Origin of the sequence: Proteus penneri, from assembly GCF_022369495.1 — a bacterium.
GTDB classification, from domain to species: Bacteria; Pseudomonadota; Gammaproteobacteria; order Enterobacterales; family Enterobacteriaceae; genus Proteus; species Proteus penneri.
The window spans coordinates 1,018,601-1,036,176 of record NZ_CP059690.1; the positions used below are offsets into that span (position 1 = coordinate 1,018,601).

Consider the following 17,576-nt stretch of genomic DNA (forward strand, 5'->3'; position numbering starts at 1 on the left):
GTTACATGCTCGGCGTCCCGAAAAATAAAGCTCGAAGGGTGGCTTATTAAGCGCGCAGGAAGTCGATATGAGTAATTTTTGGCTTATACTCGTGACGTTGCACTGCTTTAACTTTAACTTTAGTTTCTTTGCCATCGATAACCAGGTTTACGAAATCTGAATAGAATTCTGATTTGTGTTCTTGGTTGATTACTTCGTTGTGATCTAAATCGATAGCGATTGGCTCTTCATTTCCGCCATAAACGATAGCAGGAAAACGGTTAGCCACACGCAGGCGGCGGCTCGCACCCTTACCCTGCTCTTTACGTACAGTTGCATTAATAGTTAACATCTTTTTTCTCTTATGAAAAAGAAAGAAAATACATACTTGTTACAGGCGACCCAGCAACAAGCTCGAGATTTGGTTTATCTAAAAATAGATAAAGCGGGGCGCATTTTAACGAAAAAGTCCACTAACAGCAAATATAAATCCAGATTAATACAAGGTATCTGCTTTTCGATAGCGGCCTGTATAGTCAAAAATCTTATTTCTTATCTTCCAAAAGCGCTCTCTTTTACCTTTATGTGCGACTATAAAGTCGGGGTGACGTAACAAATCAAATTGTTTAATAATGTCGTTGGCATTATGCCAAACAAAAGGGACACCTGGTGCGCGTTGATGTTCACGTAAGAATTTTAATTCGAATACTTTTCGTTGTGCTGGAGTGGTTAGTCGAAAACGTTCAGAGACAGAAGTGCCTTCTTCATCGTAATAATTGATGTCTAACCATTCTCCTTTAGCATCATTCCCAGATTGAAATTGCATGCCTCCACAGCGCAAAACAAGCGCTCCTTTTAGCTTTAATGCGGCTTTAAGCATATCATCAGGATCAACTAATATTTCATCACAGTGAACACAACGACGTGCTGCAATATCATTTTCTTCATTACAGTGGGGGCATAATTTAAAGCGGAAACGAAATTCACACTGCTGTTTTTGCCCATGTTCATTGAGTTCCCAGCCTTGGCAGCGTCGACCATAATGTTCAATAATATCGCCATCAGCATCCACTATTCCCCAAAATGTATTAGCAAATTGGCAAACAGGGCAGAATACTTGTACAGGTTTACTATTTGGATTGGGTTTTTTAGTACCGACTTCGGGTAGATAAAGATCATGAGGATTACCTGCATAATCTAAAATTAGGCATTCTGTTTTTCCTGCAAATAATCTTAATCCTCGCCCTACAATTTGCTGGTATAAACTTACAGACTCAGTAGGGCGTAAAATAGCGATTAAATCAACATGAGGTGCATCAAAGCCAGTTGTTAGTACGGCCACATTGACCATATAACGTAATTGCTGCTGCTTAAAACGAGAAATAAGATCATCACGTTCATAAGGTGGCGTATCCGCGCTCACTAATGCCGCTTCATCTTGAGGCAAAAGAGAAAGAATTTCTTTTGCATGTTCAACGGTGGCTGCAAATATCATGACGCCACGACAGCTTTCTGCATATTCAATAATCTGTGAAACAATATGAGGCGTAATACGTTTTTGTCTTTTTATTTCACGATTAAGATCTTCTTCATTAAATATTCCATTTTGACTTGTTCGGACTTGGCTAAAGTCATATTGCAAAATAGGCATATCTAATCGAGTTGGGGGTACTAGAAAATGATTGCTTATCATATAGCGCAAAGGTAATTCATAAATACAATCACGGAAAAAGCAGTCTTCATTGCCTTTGATCATACCGTGATAATGATATTGATAAATCCACCCTGTAGGTAAACGATAAGGTGTTGCAGTTAATCCTAAGATCCGTAATTGTGGATTAATAGATTGTAATTGTTTAATGACTTGCTGATATTGACTATCTTCAGACAAACTAATGCGATGGCATTCATCAATAATAAGAAGGGAAAAAGTATCATTAAACTGCGATAAATTACGGGCAACAGATTGCACACTACCAAAAACAACTTTTCCGCTACTCTCTTTTTGTTGTAAGCCCGCAGCAAAAATATCCGCAGATAGACCATAAGCCTCATATTTGCTATGGTTCTGTTCTACTAATTCTTTTACGTGTGCTAGCACCAATACGCGTCCGCGCGCTCTTTTAGCAAGTTCAGCAATGACTAAACTTTTTCCTGCGCCAGTAGGTAATACAATTACCGCAGGTGTATTGTATTGGCGAAAATAAGAGATGGTCGCGTTAACAGCATCAAGTTGATAAGGTCTGAGTGTAAAAGCCATAACTCTACATAAGAAATCAAACGGAGCGTCAGCGTAACATTTTTTTATGGGTAGCGCGAATAAGGAGGAGTATAGAGCGTGATAGTTTATTTATAAATTAATTAGTTGTTTTATTGTTAATATTCATTTTTAATAGATGCCTCATATCAGATGGTATTCTTCCATTTTTCAGAGAAATTCATGCGATTAGATAAATTTTTATCCCAGCAATTGGGTATTAGCCGTAGCTTGATCCTTCGTGAATTAAGAGCTGGGCTTGTAACAATTGATGGCGAAATGGTGAAAAGCGGTTCAACTAAAATTGCACCAGAGCAAGAAGTAGCTTACGACGGTAAGGTTTTAACTCAAATTTTAGGGCCTCGTTACTTTATGTTGAATAAGCCAATTGGTTATGTATGTTCAACAGACGATCCTGTCAATCCAACTATTCTCTATTTTATTGATGAACCGTTAGCTCATAAATTACATGCTGCTGGTCGTTTAGATATTGATACAACAGGGCTTGTTTTATTAACAGATAATGGTCAATGGTCACATCGTATTACGGCGCCAAAACATCATTGTGAAAAAACTTATCTGGTTACATTAGAAGAGCCGATTGGAGAGGGTGTTGCTGAACAATTCCAAAAAGGTGTACAACTCAATGGTGAAAAAGATCTGACTAAACCCGCCAAATTAGAAATTCTTACACCAACAGAAGTGAAACTCACTATTAGTGAAGGCAAATACCATCAAGTGAAACGTATGTTTGCAGCAGTGGGGAATCATGTCAGTGCATTACATCGTGAGCGTATTGGCGATATCACATTAGATGAGACTTTAGCTGAGGGAGAATATCGTCCATTAACAGAAGAAGAGATCAACAGCATTCACTTACCTCAATAATTATTATCTGTTCTGTCGTCTTTGGGAGTTTATCTGCGTGCAACAGCAACGTTCGTCGTACCTTGGTCTCATTTTAATATTGGGACTTATTTCCATGCTTATGCCATTGGCTATAGATATGTATTTGCCAAGTTTACCAACTATTGCGCAAGATTTTGGTGTGCCTAGTGGCAAAGTGCAAATGACATTAAGTATCTATATTTTTGGCTTTGCTATTGGACAATTAGTCTATGGTCCTATGGCTGATAGTTTGGGGCGTAAGCCTGTCATTTTGGGTGGCGTAATTGTTTTTGCTTTTGCCTCTAGTGCATGTGCATTATCTGAATCAATAGATATGCTAATTGGCATGCGTTTTTTACATGGTTTTGCTGCTGCTGCGGCAAGTGTTGTGATTAATGCATTGATGAGAGATATGTTTTCTAGAGATGACTTCTCTCGAAGTATGTCTTTTGTTGCGCTTGTTATGACCATCGCGCCATTATTAGCACCACTATTAGGCGCTTGGGTGATGAATTGGTTTTCATGGCATGCTATTTTTTGGAGTATCGCGATAGCTGCTGTGATTGCATCGGCATTAATTGCTTTTTATATTCCAGAAACATTACCCAAAGAGCGTCGTCAACGCTTTAGCTTAAGAGTGACATTTAGCCAATTTATTAGTCTGTTTAGAACACGTCGTGTCCTTTGCTATATTTTGGCTTCAGGTTTTTCTTTTGCTGGTATGTTTTCATTCCTTAGTGCTGGTCCTTTTGTCTATATCGAATTACATGGCATTCCATTTGATCAATTTGGATTATATTTTGGTTTTAATATCATCTTCTTAATTTTGATGACAAGCATTAATGGGCGATATGTTCGTCGATTTGGTGCGTTGAATATGTTACGCCTAGGATTAACGATTCAATGTTGTATGGGGCTTTTTTTATTGTTGGTGGTTGCTCTTGATTTACATTTCTATTTCCTTGTTGTGGGGGTAGCAATGTATGTGGGAGGGATTGCGATGATCACATCGAATGCGATGGCCGTTATCCTTGATGATTATCCCCATATGGCCGGGACAGTTTCTTCTCTTGCAGGAACAGTGCGTTTTGGTGTGGGTGCTTTAGTTGGAACGGCTATTGCTATGCTACCAGCTAAATCAGAATGGCCAATGGTTAGTTCTATGGCATTCTGTGTACTGTTTGCTATGGGTTTTATTTTGCTTGCTCGTCGTTATAAATAAGCACATCACGCTATAAATAACAGAAATTTATAGCGTGTTTATCTTTTCTTTCTTCTATTTTTTCTAAAAACATCACATCTTCCTCTATTATATTTCATGAATCGTTTCAAATTAGTGCGTTTTTTTGATTTGAATCAATATTTGATGTTGTTTTTTTGTTAAATTAAGTGAAATTTATTTTAATATTCATCTACTATTGTTTTGTCGATATGAAGCATCGTGATAAAAATTGATGGATTGTTTTACTTTAATACGTAATATTTTATACAATTATTTTATATGGTTGATAAAATGTTAAATAAATGAAAGAATAATTGAAGAGATTAAGTATTGCAGACATGAATATCTGCAAACACACTAAGCTAAATGAATGGTTTGATATGTCCCTTTGCTTATTTGTAAAATAACTGTAACGTTCATGTTGTATGATTAACAAGGTTCTAATATGCGTGTGAGCAAGTCAGTTCAAACTCGTATTGATGATGTATTAAATTAACGTGTTGATGAAACAGGATTGATTTGTGGATAATGTACAACTTTCGGTAGTTCATAAGCTGCCGCTGAGTTATCGGTGGCTAGCAGGTTTTGCAGGTACAAGAGTAGAAATACTGCCTGAAAATGATGCTGGAAAGCAAAATACGCTAATTGGCTTAAAATTATTAAGTCATGATGGTATGACACTGGATGAAGCAATACAGAATTTGCGTCAGTATCTGAGTAATCTCCATATTGATAGCGTTGTGATTGAGTGGGATGGCGCTCCTTGCCTTTTCCTTCATAGCGACGATGAATGTGCTGCATTATGTTGCTTAAAAAACGCGGGGGTCGCTATTGCTGAGCCATTCCCAACGGCATATTCTTATTTATAATACCTATTAATGTTATAAAACTAATGGAATTAATTTGCGGTTTACGCATAGTCAAGAATATAAAAAAAGCCTCATTAATGAGGCTTTTTTATTGTAATAAGATATAAGGGAATTAATTATCTTAATACATTTTGCGAAAGGGTGTTTTCAGCAAGTGCTGTATCATTTTTGTCAATAACACGTCTTGCAGCATAAAAGCGTTTATTCCAGTATGTATTAGACATTTCTGACACTGTTACGCCGTTACTGGTGGATGCATGTACAAATTTATCATTACCAATATAAATTCCAACATGGCGCATAGTACGGCCTGTTTTGAATAGAACGAGATCGCCAGCTTGTAATTTTGATTTATTAACCTGAGTACCGGAGAACTGTTGGTCTGAGGTTGAGCGAGGAAGTTCTACACCAAATTGGTCAAGAAAAGTTCTTTGTACAAAGGCAGAACAATCGATGCCTCTTTTAGTATTTCCACCTAAACGGTAAGCAACGCCTTTCCAGTCTGCATATTGGTCAAGTATCTTGGATTTTATATCGAGATTCTTCACCAATGATTCAAATTCATCTTGCGATGCTTGGGAAATAGATGTGCTTGATGATGTATTTAGTGGGGCGGTGCTTGAATTCGCTAAGCGTGAATTTGCGTTCTGTGAGCTACATGCCGATAGTGTAGCTACAACAATGAACGCCGGTATGAGCTTAAGCATTCTCATATACGGTTTTGTTCTCATTGTGACAGATTTCCCTTACATCCTTACGTGCAAAAGTGCACATGAATATTCACCAAATAACCAGAGAATATAGTGTAATTTAACTCTGGCAACCTTATTTCGCGAAAAACGTGCTCTAAAGCACGTAAATATCCACATTAAACAATAAATAATGAGGAAACTAGAAAAGTGTACAGAAAGAGGAACTAAATGGCGAGAGAAAAGAAGCTTAATTTACAAAACATTAGATAATAAAGTGCTAATACTTAAAATAGATCTCATTTTGTCATAATAATATCATTTAATTGTCAAAAAAATGACCAAGAGAATAAGTGCGATATTACACTTATTCTCTTTTAATAAATGAGATGTGTTTTCTCTTTTATTTTTTAAAAGGGAGATGTTTTTCTAATTGTCTGACAATAATGTCTGATAATGGTGTAATTAATAACCAACTTGTTGTGATTAAAGTTAAAGAAACAGAACCGACTAATATATCTGATGCCCAGTGTGCGCCGGCCATCACTCTTGGTAATGAAAATATGACAGTAATGAGCAGCGCACATACGAAAGAACGAAACGAGAGGTAACGTAAGATAAAACTACAAAAGATAAGTAGCATTAAACCATGATCGCCAGGAAAACTATCACCTGAGGCATCTTTTGTTGGAATGCCAGTTATAACACCCACTCTATGTGCATCTTGAAAATAAAGTGTTGGGCTGGGTCTTTCTATTGGAAGATTTTGTCCAATTTGATTAATCAGTACAGCGCAGACTACCATCACTAATCCCACCATTATAAGATGGCGTTTACCTTTATAATCTTTTTGACGAAAAGTATTGTAATAAAGTGCACCCATCACCAACAAAATAACCAAATCAAACTTTCTATTATTGGTATAAGCCACAAAAGAAGCAAAAAAAGTATCAGGCAAAATATGCTGATTAAAAAAATAAAAAATATGGGTATCAGTTGATAGCCAAAATCCATGTTGTGCCGGAAGATACCAAGAGAAAAAAATAATTAAGCCTGCAAGATTAAGTAGAAAGATAGCCAGTGCTTTTTGGTGAAAATTAGAAAGTTTCATAGTAATAAAATAACAAATTTCCGTATATTTTGTGATCTAGATCACGAATTGTCTAATTTTGATTATAGGACTATAACCAAAATAAAAAAATAGATCTTTGCAATTAGTTGTTCATACAATTGTTACACTTTGGTTTCATTTCTGTTGGATTTTTTTGTACCCACTTAACCGAAATTTAGAATATTTTTTTTTGATACTCTTAATTTGAGTATTACATAATGTTTTTCTATTATTAAATTAAAGATGAAAGTTAAATAAATAAAGTAACAAGCCGATATTAGTTATGACTTTAATAACATATTGGCTTGTGGAATCCACACATCCCAATAATCATAGGAGATTAATTTTGAATAAAATTTATATTGCAGCTACATGTCTGACTTTATTATTTAGTACACCTACTTTTGCTAAGGAAAATAAAGTCATTGGTTCAGTAACAATAACTTTTGTTGGTGCAATTGTTGAGGGCAATTGTCTAATTGATACAGATAAAAACATTTTTAAAACAAGCTGTTGGGATGGAAGTAAAATGCAAGAATCTCAATATCAGTTAGAAAGGAATAAGCATTTTAGCTCTGAATTGATTAACAATAAAGGTTCTATGGATATTAAATGGATTAATGATAACTTAGCCATAATGAACATTGTTTATAATTAATTTTCCATAGTTCTAATAATAACAATAATTTTATTAATTAAATAAAATTTAATACCTTTATAGGACTGTTATTAAAGTTAAAAATATTTGACTTAAGTTTAATCAACGTTGATTTCTTATTTATAAATATCGAACACTTATATTTGATAGACATCAAATATTCTTCTTATGTCTATATAAATGTCATGTTTTATTGCTATGATGAAAATATGTCGGGTAGGTGTGATCCTCATACCTGCTAGCGCAAACAAGAAGTGAGGTCGTTATGAGAAAATATCTGACCGTAGTATGCAGTCTTCTCGTTTCCAGTTCGATATCATTGGCTTGGGCATCTGATCCCATGCAAACAACAGGGCAGATTTATCTACGGGGTGCGATTGTGGATCCTGCATGTGAGATGAATTTCACATTTGATAAAGCTGAATACCAATGTTACAAACACAACAAAGTGTTTACATCTACTCAATCTATTGTTCCTGCGTCTTTTGAAAAATCCCAACAAACTATTATTTTGCCTCAAGATATGGGCAAGGCTGAGATCCGTTGGATGGATAATACCCAAAAGAATGGCGTGATAGACGTTCAATATTTTTAAGGCGTCTGCGGGTAGACAGAGGTAGAGTTCAAAAGATAAACAAGTCAAATAATCGTTTGTCACATTGGCTTTCTTACGATTATCTGACCTATTTAAAGTAATATTAGCTGTTATACGCTAATAAGTAGTTTTTTTGACTATTGATTAGTCTGCTCGGCCCATATAGCGACGTTCAGCAATATGAATGCGAACTTTATCGCCAGTGGAAAGATATTCAGGAACCTGAATAACTAGCCCTGTTGGCAAGGTTGCAGGTTTAGTACGAGCGCTTGCAGAAGCACCTTTAATACCAGGAACAGTTTCAACAATTTCCATATCAACAGTTTGTGGCAATTCTAATGCTAAAACTTGACCATCCATTGTTAATACTTGCATTCCCGCCAAGCCTTCCTCAGGAATAAACAGTAATTCATCTTCAATTTGATCTTTTTTGAAGGTATACGGTGTGTAATCTTCATTGTCCATAAAGATATATTCATCACCATCAATGTAAGAAAAGCTAACAGGGCGACGCGTTAAGCTGATGGTATCAATCATATCATCGCCTTTAAATCGCTCTTCTACTTTCTGGCCTGTACGGATATCAGTAAAACGCATTTTGTACAGTGTACTTGCACCACGAGCACTTGGTGCTTGGATATCGATATCTTTTACCAGTAATAACTTGTTGTTATAACTAACAGCCATACCACGTTTAATTTCATTGGCTTTTGCCATATAAAACCTTCCATTAAATAGCATTGATGATAATGGCGACAAAATTACTCGCAGTGCAGAAACTTGGCAAGTTATTCACGCAATTTTTTATAAGATTTGATGAAAAAATAAAGCCAGCAATGCTGGCTTTAGTGAAGCGATTAGCGATAGATAGGAAGAAGATTAAAGTTTGCTAAAATATGTGCGGTAGCATTGATGATGCCAAACAAAATAACAAATCCAATCATAAACATACCACCAGGAGCTTTAAAGCTCTGCTCTTGATGACGCTGGCGACTGGCCTTTGCCATTAAGGCTGGAATAATTGCAGCCCAAATAGTTGCTGCCAGTCCTGCAAATCCAATGGCATATAAGAAACCATCAGGGAAAATAATGGCTAAAATTGTCGGTGGTATAAACGTCACTAGTGCAGATTTAAATCGGCCACTTCCTGTATTTGAAAACTTAAAGAAGTCTGCTAAGTAATCGAATAATCCTAATGAAACGCCTAAGAATGAACTTGCTAATGCCATATAAGAGAACAAGTCTAATAACATTGATACAGTGGCATTGGCGGTTGTTGAGCGCATTTGTGCCAATAAGTTACCAATATTCCCACCATCAGCAATCACTTGCTTGAATCCTTCACGAGGAATATTACCTTGTACAACAAACTGCCATAAAATATAAATTGCCAGTGAAATCAGTGTACCAGTCAACAAGCTTTTCATAACAGCTTTGCCATCTTTGCGGTAATACGTTACTAAGCCTGGAATATTGCCGTGATAACCAAATGAGGTTAACAAATAAGGTAATGCAGCTAAAGCATAAGGCAAGTAGCTTGCATTGCTTTCATTGGTGTTAAATAGCACGGGCATTTTCACTTCCGTAAATAGGCCACCAATGGCTAATACAAAGGCAATTACCATACCGCCAATTAAAATGGTGCTTAATCTATCTACTGCACGTGTTGATAACCAAACAAAAAAAGCAACAATTAATGCAAAGACTAAACCCGCGATAGCTTGGGGTAGGCTGATCATTTCTGCAAAGTTTTGCACGATAATGGAGCTGCCTGCAGAAATATAAGCGTAAGTTAAAATATAAAGAACAAACGCAATAGATAGCCCATTAATCGTACTCCAGCCTTTTCCTAATAAGTCTTTAGTAATGGTATGAAAGCTTGAGCCTAAAGGATAATGAAGATTCACTTCTAAGATCATTAATCCAGACATAAATAGACAAAACCAAGTATAAATTAATAGAAAAATAGACCCAGTAAACCAGACACCAGAAGTCACAATTGGAATGGAAAACATGCCAGCACCGACAGCGGTACCTGCAATGATCATTGCGCCACCAAGTATGGATGGACGCTTTGTTATTGATGTGACTTCTGACATAGGATGTCCTTATTAAATTGAATCAATGTACTAGCTTGATGGTGTAAAGAATACACGTTTGTATTCAGAGTGTAAATAGAGGTTATTGTGCTTTATAAAAGAAAAAAGTGAGTAAAAATAATACAGTAGAAGAGGGTGATCATATAAATCAATAGATTAGAGTAAGGATTATCAGAAATGATAAAGAAATTGAGAGTTAAATAAATGGTTTTTTAAGCAAGATTAAACGTTGAAATCATTATTCTGAACAAAAGATATTCAGAATAATGAAAGTGATAGAGGGGAATTAGCCTTGGTAAAACTGTTTGTTTTTCCACAATGTAATAGAATTACGGCTGGCTTCAAAATGAGGTTCAGGCAAATTATTCGGTGAACACCAGCGGATCTCAGAACATTTATCTGGCTCCATTAATTTTGGCTCATCGCCTTGGTATTGTGCAATCATACAAATAGAAACAGTGTGTTTACCTTCTAATTGGTAAGTTTCTAAATTATTACTAATACCTATTACTTGAGGTGATGTAATAGTAATGCCAATTTCTTCTTTTATTTCGCGAATGGCGCATTGTTCAAAAGTTTCACCATCATCGACATGACCACCAAAAATTGACCAATACGGTGCATGTGTTCCACAGCGTTTTCCTAATAACACTTCACCTTTTTCATTTACAATAATCACGCCAACACCGACCACGACTGACATTCTAGGCTCCTTATTTTTTATATAGTTATTGATCACGGATAGCTAAGTCATTTTTTATGAGCGTTATTGTCCTTGGAGAAGAGTAAGAGTCAAGAAGAACTGATGCATTTTCACTGAATAAAAAGTTAATTGATGCTATATATATCACTCAAAATATTCATAATAAAAAATGATTGGGGAGAGAAGGCATGAGGCGCCGTGTCGCTACGATCACCTTAAACCCTGCTTATGATCTTGTTGGTGCTTGTCCAGCTATTGATGTAGGTGGTGTTAATTTAGTCCGAACTGCTGGACTTAATCCTGCTGGTAAAGGTAATAATGTCGCGAAAGTCTTACGTGATTTAGGAATAGATATTACCGTCAGCGGATTTATGGGACGTGAAAATCAAGAAGAGTTTCAGCATTTTTTTAGTGAAAATGGGATGGCCAACCGCTTTTATCTGGTATCTGGCCGTACTCGCATTAATGTGAAATTGACTGAAGGAAAAGGGCAGGTTACTGATTTTAATTTTTCAGGGTTTACAGTATCACCACAAGATTGGCAACGCTTTGTAGCAGACTCACTTAATTGGCTGGGGCATTTTGATATGGTGGTTGTTAGCGGCAGCCTACCGAATGGTGTTGATCCTGAAGCCTTTACACAGTGGATGATTAAATTAAGGCAGTTGTGCCCTTGTATTATCTTTGATAGTAGTCGTGATGCTTTAGTGGCGGGATTAAAAGCCGCACCTTGGTTAATAAAACCGAACCACAGGGAGTTAGAAGCCTGGGTTGGGCATTCACTGACTGAAATGACAGATATTATTAAAGCAGCGCATCAACTGCGAGATAAAGGTATTGCACATGTCGTTATTTCACTGGGTGAAAGGGGGGCATTATGGGTAAATGCATCTGGTGCATGGCTGGCAAAACCACCATATTGTGATGTGATAAGCACTGTTGGCGCGGGAGATTCAATGGTTGCAGGATTAGTCTATGGCTTATTAATGAGTCAAACGAGTGAGCATACATTGCGTCTTGCCACCGCTATTTCTGCGCTATCAGTCAGTCAGCCTGATGTTGGAATTAAAGATAGAAGTCAACTTGCTCAGATGATGACAAAAATTGAGTTAACCGCAATTAAGTAATGCTATTTGCGGTTTATTTTGAGGTAAACCGCAAAGAATACCAAATTTAGGCTTGTTGTGATTTTAACCAAGCAATTTCTTCAGGCCAAATGTCAGGATTAATGGTTTCTAAAATCAGCGGAATACCATCAAAACGTTTATCTTGCATAATATAACTAAAAGGTACTTTACCAATATTACCTTCGCCTAAGCTATGGTGACGGTCAACTCGACTTGCTAGTTCACTTTTAGCATCATTTAAGTGCATCGCTTTTAAGTATTGAAAGCCGACAATCTTTTCAAATTCAGCGAATGTTTTTTCGCAATCTTCAATCGTTCTTAGATCATAACCAGCGGCGAAAGTGTGGCAAGTATCAATACAAACGCCAACACGAGATTTATCTTCTACACCATCAATAATAGCGGCTAGATGTTCAAAACGATAACCTAAATTTGTTCCTTGCCCTGCGGTATTTTCAATCACGGCAGTGACATTTTTAGTTTTTTCTAAAGTGATATTAATTGATTGGGCAATTTTTTGTAGGCACTTATCAACATCTATCTTATTTAAATGACTTCCTGGATGGAAATTCAGTAATTCGATACCCAGTTGTTCACAACGTTGCATTTCATCTAGAAATGCGTCTCTCGATTTTTCGAGAGCATCTTCTTCAGGATGGCCTAAATTAATGAGATAACTGTCATGAGGTAAAATTTGAGAAGGGGTATAATTATAAAGTTCGCAGTTCTTTTTAAATTTATCAATGACTTCTGTGGATAATGGTGCGGCTTTCCACTGACGCTGATTCTTAGTAAAAAGGGCAAATGCAGTCGCTTTTATTTCATGTGCGCGTAATACCGCCTGATCGACGCCACCAGCAGCACTGACATGTGCGCCAACAAATTTCATTATTTCTCTCCTTAGATTTATTTTACACCATGATAACAAACATACCGCGTATAACATCATATTGAGATGATAAAAGCAAAAAAGCGCAACTAAAAATAGTTGCGCAATCTAAAAATACTTCTCAAGGCGAAAATTAAAGGGAGATTATTTTTAATCGATATTCCTACTAAGACATCAGCACAGTTTGAATAAAGATATTAATCATCGCACCACCAAGGGTTAACCAGAAAAATAAGAATAACGCTAACAATAACGGTTTAACACCAGCTTGTCGGATAGCACTAATATGTGTAGTTAAACCTAATGCCACCATGGCCATTGCTAATAGAATGGTATCGATAGTCACAATGTAATTAACAATAGATGCTGGAATTAAATTCAAAGAGTTAAAGCCAGCCATTAAAATAAAGAAGACAGCAAACCAAGGAATTGTAATAGGGCTTTTTTCAGCAGCTTGTGCGCCATTGTTTGCCTTACTTTTCTTTTTACTTAAATAAGTTGAAAGAATAATTAAGAACGGTGCTAGCATCATTACGCGGATCATTTTACTAATAACTGCTGCATTTTCAGCATCAGGGCTAATAGAGTGCCCTACTGCGACAACTTGAGCCACTTCGTGAATTGTTGAACCGGAGAAAATGCCAAAGGTTTCTTCTGTAAATGGTAGCCAGCCTGCAAACGCATTTAAGTGATAGAACCAAGGATAAAGAAAAATACCAATAGTGCCGAAAATCACAACAGTAGAAACCGCAACAGCGACTTGGCTTGCTTGTGCTTTAACAACAGGCTCTGTTGCCATAACAGCCGCAGCACCACAAATACTGCTACCTGCACCAATCAAAATCACAGTTTGTTCATCTAAGCCGAAATATTTTCGACCAATCCACATTGCAATAAGAAAAGTCGATGCCAGCATAATCGCATCTATAATTAAACCTGTTGCGCCTACATCTGCAATTTGCTGAAAAGTCAGTCTAAAACCGTACAAAATAATACCTGTACGTAATAAATAGTGTTTAGCAAATTTGACACCTTCTTCACTATAAGGTTTTGCAACAGGATAAAAGGTATTACCTACAATAATACCGAATAGGATTGCTAGCGTTAATGCGCCTAACCCCATGCTAGAAAACCAAGGAATATCACCAATATAAATAGCAAGCGCAGTTAATACGCCTGTTAGTAATAAACCAGGAAGCCAGCGATAGATTGGAGTAAAACATTTTTTCGCCAATGTAATAGATTGACTTTGCTCTGACATAGAAAAACCTTGCTTATATGAATTTTGCATAAGCATATAACAATCAATCTTATTTATTAAACTCATTATTTTTATAATAATAACCAGTAAAATTAATATAGGTGTATTTTCTTAAATGTACTTGGTATGTTACTGGTTTGTGGATAGTATGTTATTACAATGATGGCTCAAGGGTGGAATGGATATGCGAATTACGTTGCGGCAACTGGAAGTCTTTACTGAAGTTCTCAAGAGTGGTTCTACAACGCAAGCATCACAACAGCTTGCTTTATCTCAATCTGCTGTCAGTGCATCTTTAACTGATCTCGAAAGCCAACTAGGTGTACAGCTTTTTGATAGGGTGGGAAAACGGCTTGTCACAAATGAACATGGGCGATTACTTTATCCCAGAGCATTATCTTTACTTGAACGAGCAACTGAAGTGGAGCAGTTATTCCAAGCAGGAAATGGTGCTTTACGCATTGCTGCAAGTACAACGATAGGTAATTATATTTTGCCTCAAATGCTGGGGAATTTTCATCGTAATTATCCTGATATTCCACTAGAAATGAGCATTGGAAATACTGAGGAAGTCGTTAAATTAGTGAGCGAATTCCGTGTTGATTTAGGGTTAATTGAAGGTGCTTGCCAAAGTTCTGAATTGATTAGCCAGAAATGGCTTTTAGATGAAATGGTTGTTTTTTGCTCACCCGAACATCCGTTAGCTAAAATTCCAAAAGTGACTTTAACTGATTTACAGTCAGCACCTTGGATTTTACGAGAAAATGGTTCGGGAACGCGAGATGTACTTAACCACCTTCTATTTGCTTCTTTACCGGGTTACCGCATTGAAATGGAATTAGGTAACTCAGAAGCGATTAAACATGCTGTGATGTATGAAATGGGGATCAGCTGTTTATCTCGCCGAGTTATTGAAGAGCAGATTAATAATGGCTCATTAAAAGAGATAAAAGTAGAAGGGCTGACCTTACAACGAACTTTATATCTTGTATATCATCGTCAAAAACATGTCTCTGATGCACTGAAAAAACTGCTGATGTATTGTAACGCTGAACACTTAATCGGCAATTTTTCATAAATTGCTAATAATGGACGCTCGATCATGAAGGTATCTTATAATCCTAGATCCTTGCTATTCACGAACGACAGATTTGCTACAATCCTCGTCAGAAAAGTGAATATAAAAGTGGAATGTTATGTCAGAACAACAAAATAGTACTGCTGGTTCGGGCGCAGTACGCACTTTGCGCCGAGAGTTAAAAGCGCGACATTTAGCGATGATCGCTATTGGTGGTTCAATTGGTACAGGGCTTTTTGTCGCATCAGGTGCAACTGTTGCTCAAGCAGGGCCAGGTGGGGCATTACTCTCATATGCTTTAATTGGATTAATGGTCTATTTTCTAATGACAAGCCTTGGAGAATTAGCCGCATTTATGCCTGTTTCCGGCTCATTCTCAACATACGGTTCTAAGTATGTAGAAGAAGGTTTTGGTTTCGCATTAGGCTGGAATTATTGGTATAACTGGGCAGTTACCATTGCTGTTGACCTTGTTGCTGCACAATTAGTGATGCTCTATTGGTTCCCTGATGTTGATGGGTGGATCTGGAGTGCTCTATTTCTGGGCGTTATTTTCTTGCTCAACTATATCTCTGTAAAAGGATTTGGTGAGGCAGAGTATTGGTTCTCATTAATCAAAGTTTCCACAGTAATTATTTTTATTATTGTGGGTATTGCAATGATCACTGGCATTATGAAAGGTGCCGAAAACGCAGGTTGGCATAATTGGGAAATTGGTGATGCACCTTTTGTGGGGGGATTTGCCGCCATGATTGGTGTTGCCATGATTGTTGGTTTCTCATTTCAAGGTACAGAATTAATTGGTATTGCAGCGGGTGAATCTAAAGATCCAGCTAAGAATATTCCAAAAGCTGTGCGTAAAGTCTTCTGGCGTATCTTATTATTTTATATCTTCGCGATTTTAATTATTAGCTTAATTATCCCTTACACTGATCCTAGTTTACTGCGTAATGAGGTAGGTGATATTAGCGTTAGTCCATTCACACTAGTCTTTAAAAATGCGGGATTATTGTCTGCGGCTGCCATCATGAATGCGGTTATCTTAACAGCGGTACTTTCTGCGGGTAACTCAGGTATGTATGCATCAACGCGTATGCTGTTTACATTAGCAAGAGAAGGCAAAGCACCAAAATGTTTTGGTAAATTGTCTAAAAATGGTGTGCCACGTAATGCACTTTATGCAACAACTGTTGTTGCGGGCCTGTGTTTCTTAAGCTCAATGTATGGAAACCAAACTGTCTACTTGTGGTTATTAAACACGTCAGGAATGACGGGCTTTATTGCCTGGTTAGGTATTGCGATTAGTCATTATCGTTTCCGTAAAGGTTATGTTGCACAAGGTCGTGATTTAAATGACTTACCTTATCGTTCCGGCTTCTTCCCAATTGGTCCTATTTTTGCCTTTATATTGTGTTTAATTATTACATTAGGCCAGAATTACCAAGCTTTCTTAGAAGATACGATTGATTGGTATGGTGTAATTGCAACCTATATTGGTATCCCATTATTTTTATTGATTTGGTTTACTTATAAGATTGTGAAGAAAACCCGCTTTATTCGTTATAACGAAATGGAATTTCCAACACATATTGCGAATAAAAAATAACCAATAAATCAAGTTATTAAAACGCTCGTTTTGTGATGACAATCACTATAAAACGGGCGTTTTTTTATTTTTTAACCCATCAATTATAGAAAAGGTACAAAAAAGTCTAATTATATTACCAATCGCATTGATAATAGTTATTATTTGCTTTATTGTTAGCGTGTAATTTATTTGTTGAAAATAAAATAATGACGCTATTGGTTGTAATTTATATGATTAATGTAATGGTTCTAATAAGAATTAGTTTTTTTAGTGCTCAATGTCACCAACCAATAACTTATCGAAATATAATAAGTTATATAGTGAATATCTTCCACCGTATAATTATTGTGCGACCCATCTCCTTTATGAATAAGTCGTCTCAAATTAATAATTTGTTTTTTGTACATAAAACACCGTTGATGAGTTATACGGTATGTTTTTGCCTATTGAGCGTATTGGCAGGAACAGAAAAGAGTAGAAGAAAAACTAGGTACCATAATTGATATGAGCATTATATCAGAGAGACTTACTACACAAGAGCATGAAAAAAACACATCAGATAA

General features: G+C 36.6%; 17 protein-coding genes. 8 read left to right on the forward strand and 9 right to left on the reverse strand.

The features are described 5' to 3' along the window. Window positions 1–46: 46 nt before the first annotated feature. Together rplY and radD are read right to left on the reverse strand one after the other, a co-directional pair. Window positions 47–331, reverse strand: coding sequence for a 50S ribosomal protein L25 (rplY, locus tag H1225_RS04595; RefSeq protein WP_006537318.1), 285 nt, complete (start codon window positions 329–331; stop codon window positions 47–49). 144 nt (window positions 332–475) lie between these two features. Then, the gene (radD, locus tag H1225_RS04600) at window positions 476–2,239 is read right to left on the reverse strand and encodes a DNA repair helicase RadD (protein WP_072062748.1); all 1,764 of its coding nucleotides are present in this window, start codon (window positions 2,237–2,239) and stop codon (window positions 476–478) included. Window positions 2,240–2,419: 180 nt separating this feature from the next. On the opposite strand from radD, the gene rsuA reads away from it, so the two are divergent. The 3 genes from rsuA (at window position 2,420) to H1225_RS04615 (ending at window position 5,215) form a co-directional block, all read left to right on the forward strand. Continuing rightward, window positions 2,420–3,124: a 16S rRNA pseudouridine(516) synthase RsuA gene (gene rsuA, locus H1225_RS04605; protein WP_072062747.1), complete on the forward strand. Its 705-nt coding sequence runs from the start codon at window positions 2,420–2,422 to the stop codon at window positions 3,122–3,124. Window positions 3,125–3,161: 37 nt separating this feature from the next. Then, the gene (locus H1225_RS04610; protein WP_115065265.1) at window positions 3,162–4,346 is read left to right on the forward strand and encodes a Bcr/CflA family multidrug efflux MFS transporter; all 1,185 of its coding nucleotides are present in this window, start codon (window positions 3,162–3,164) and stop codon (window positions 4,344–4,346) included. A 521-nt stretch (window positions 4,347–4,867) separates the two neighbouring features. Further along, a complete protein-coding gene (locus tag H1225_RS04615; protein ID WP_072062745.1) occupies window positions 4,868–5,215 on the forward strand; it encodes a YejG family protein in 348 nt (115 codons plus the stop codon). Between the two features lie 116 nt (window positions 5,216–5,331). Here the strand turns inward: H1225_RS04615 and mepS are convergent, their stop codons facing one another. Then, window positions 5,332–5,946 (reverse strand): bifunctional murein DD-endopeptidase/murein LD-carboxypeptidase, encoded by a 615-nt coding sequence (gene mepS / locus H1225_RS04620; protein ID WP_006537312.1) that lies wholly within the window; start codon window positions 5,944–5,946, stop codon window positions 5,332–5,334. 361 nt (window positions 5,947–6,307) lie between these two features. Then, entirely contained in the window at window positions 6,308–7,015 is a 708-nt protein-coding gene (locus H1225_RS04625) for a phosphatase PAP2 family protein (protein ID WP_161724703.1), read from the reverse strand. A 346-nt stretch (window positions 7,016–7,361) separates the two neighbouring features. Between H1225_RS04625 and H1225_RS04630 the strand changes: the two genes are divergently transcribed. Further along, entirely contained in the window at window positions 7,362–7,673 is a 312-nt protein-coding gene (locus tag H1225_RS04630) for a hypothetical protein (protein WP_072062743.1), read from the forward strand. A gap of 340 nt (window positions 7,674–8,013) precedes the next feature. After that, a complete protein-coding gene (locus H1225_RS04635; RefSeq protein WP_237612108.1) occupies window positions 8,014–8,268 on the forward strand; it encodes a hypothetical protein in 255 nt (84 codons plus the stop codon). A 144-nt stretch (window positions 8,269–8,412) separates the two neighbouring features. Here the strand turns inward: H1225_RS04635 and yeiP are convergent, their stop codons facing one another. From yeiP to H1225_RS04650, 3 genes are all read right to left on the reverse strand, one after another. Further along, window positions 8,413–8,985 carry an elongation factor P-like protein YeiP gene (yeiP, locus tag H1225_RS04640; protein WP_072062741.1) on the reverse strand — a complete coding sequence of 191 codons (573 nt, stop codon included), beginning with the start codon at window positions 8,983–8,985 and terminating at the stop codon, window positions 8,413–8,415. 140 nt (window positions 8,986–9,125) lie between these two features. Beyond that, window positions 9,126–10,367 carry a tryptophan permease gene (gene mtr, locus H1225_RS04645; RefSeq protein ID WP_219515133.1) on the reverse strand — a complete coding sequence of 414 codons (1,242 nt, stop codon included), beginning with the start codon at window positions 10,365–10,367 and terminating at the stop codon, window positions 9,126–9,128. 286 nt (window positions 10,368–10,653) lie between these two features. After that, the gene (locus H1225_RS04650) at window positions 10,654–11,070 is read right to left on the reverse strand and encodes a nucleotide triphosphate diphosphatase NUDT15 (protein ID WP_109847563.1); all 417 of its coding nucleotides are present in this window, start codon (window positions 11,068–11,070) and stop codon (window positions 10,654–10,656) included. 188 nt (window positions 11,071–11,258) lie between these two features. On the opposite strand from H1225_RS04650, the gene fruK reads away from it, so the two are divergent. Next, complete coding sequence (gene fruK, locus H1225_RS04655) at window positions 11,259–12,197, forward strand: 1-phosphofructokinase (protein ID WP_072062738.1); 939 nt, start codon at window positions 11,259–11,261, stop codon at window positions 12,195–12,197. A gap of 46 nt (window positions 12,198–12,243) precedes the next feature. Here fruK and nfo read toward each other — a convergent pair whose 3' ends face one another. Continuing rightward, the gene (gene nfo, locus H1225_RS04660) at window positions 12,244–13,086 is read right to left on the reverse strand and encodes a deoxyribonuclease IV (protein ID WP_109847565.1); all 843 of its coding nucleotides are present in this window, start codon (window positions 13,084–13,086) and stop codon (window positions 12,244–12,246) included. 166 nt (window positions 13,087–13,252) lie between these two features. Beyond that, a complete protein-coding gene (locus H1225_RS04665) occupies window positions 13,253–14,347 on the reverse strand; it encodes a YeiH family protein (protein WP_174704106.1) in 1,095 nt (364 codons plus the stop codon). 184 nt (window positions 14,348–14,531) lie between these two features. On the opposite strand from H1225_RS04665, the gene yieE reads away from it, so the two are divergent. Next, complete coding sequence (gene yieE / locus H1225_RS04670) at window positions 14,532–15,425, forward strand: DNA-binding transcriptional regulator YeiE (RefSeq protein ID WP_072063003.1); 894 nt, start codon at window positions 14,532–14,534, stop codon at window positions 15,423–15,425. A 118-nt stretch (window positions 15,426–15,543) separates the two neighbouring features. Further along, entirely contained in the window at window positions 15,544–17,031 is a 1,488-nt protein-coding gene (locus H1225_RS04675; protein WP_161707002.1) for an amino acid permease, read from the forward strand. Window positions 17,032–17,576 lie beyond the last annotated feature (545 nt).

Excerpts from the sequence above, each read along its gene's own strand:
- rsuA (WP_072062747.1), top strand. The coding sequence starts at position 2,420 with ATGCGATTAGATAAATTTTTATCCCAGCAATTGGGTATTAGCCGTAGC.
- yieE (WP_072063003.1), top strand. The coding sequence starts at position 14,532 with ATGCGAATTACGTTGCGGCAACTGGAAGTCTTTACTGAAGTTCTCAAG.
- H1225_RS04675 (WP_161707002.1), top strand. The coding sequence starts at position 15,544 with ATGTCAGAACAACAAAATAGTACTGCTGGTTCGGGCGCAGTACGCACT.
- rplY (WP_006537318.1), bottom strand. The coding sequence starts at position 331 with ATGTTAACTATTAATGCAACTGTACGTAAAGAGCAGGGTAAGGGTGCG.
- yeiP (WP_072062741.1), bottom strand. The coding sequence starts at position 8,985 with ATGGCAAAAGCCAATGAAATTAAACGTGGTATGGCTGTTAGTTATAAC.
- H1225_RS04635 (WP_237612108.1), top strand. The coding sequence starts at position 8,014 with ATGCAAACAACAGGGCAGATTTATCTACGGGGTGCGATTGTGGATCCT.
- mtr (WP_219515133.1), bottom strand. The coding sequence starts at position 10,367 with ATGTCAGAAGTCACATCAATAACAAAGCGTCCATCCATACTTGGTGGC.
- fruK (WP_072062738.1), top strand. The coding sequence starts at position 11,259 with ATGAGGCGCCGTGTCGCTACGATCACCTTAAACCCTGCTTATGATCTT.
- nfo (WP_109847565.1), bottom strand. The coding sequence starts at position 13,086 with ATGAAATTTGTTGGCGCACATGTCAGTGCTGCTGGTGGCGTCGATCAG.
- radD (WP_072062748.1), bottom strand. The coding sequence starts at position 2,239 with ATGGCTTTTACACTCAGACCTTATCAACTTGATGCTGTTAACGCGACC.
- H1225_RS04665 (WP_174704106.1), bottom strand. The coding sequence starts at position 14,347 with ATGTCAGAGCAAAGTCAATCTATTACATTGGCGAAAAAATGTTTTACT.
- mepS (WP_006537312.1), bottom strand. The coding sequence starts at position 5,946 with ATGAGAACAAAACCGTATATGAGAATGCTTAAGCTCATACCGGCGTTC.
- H1225_RS04650 (WP_109847563.1), bottom strand. The coding sequence starts at position 11,070 with ATGTCAGTCGTGGTCGGTGTTGGCGTGATTATTGTAAATGAAAAAGGT.
- H1225_RS04625 (WP_161724703.1), bottom strand. The coding sequence starts at position 7,015 with ATGAAACTTTCTAATTTTCACCAAAAAGCACTGGCTATCTTTCTACTT.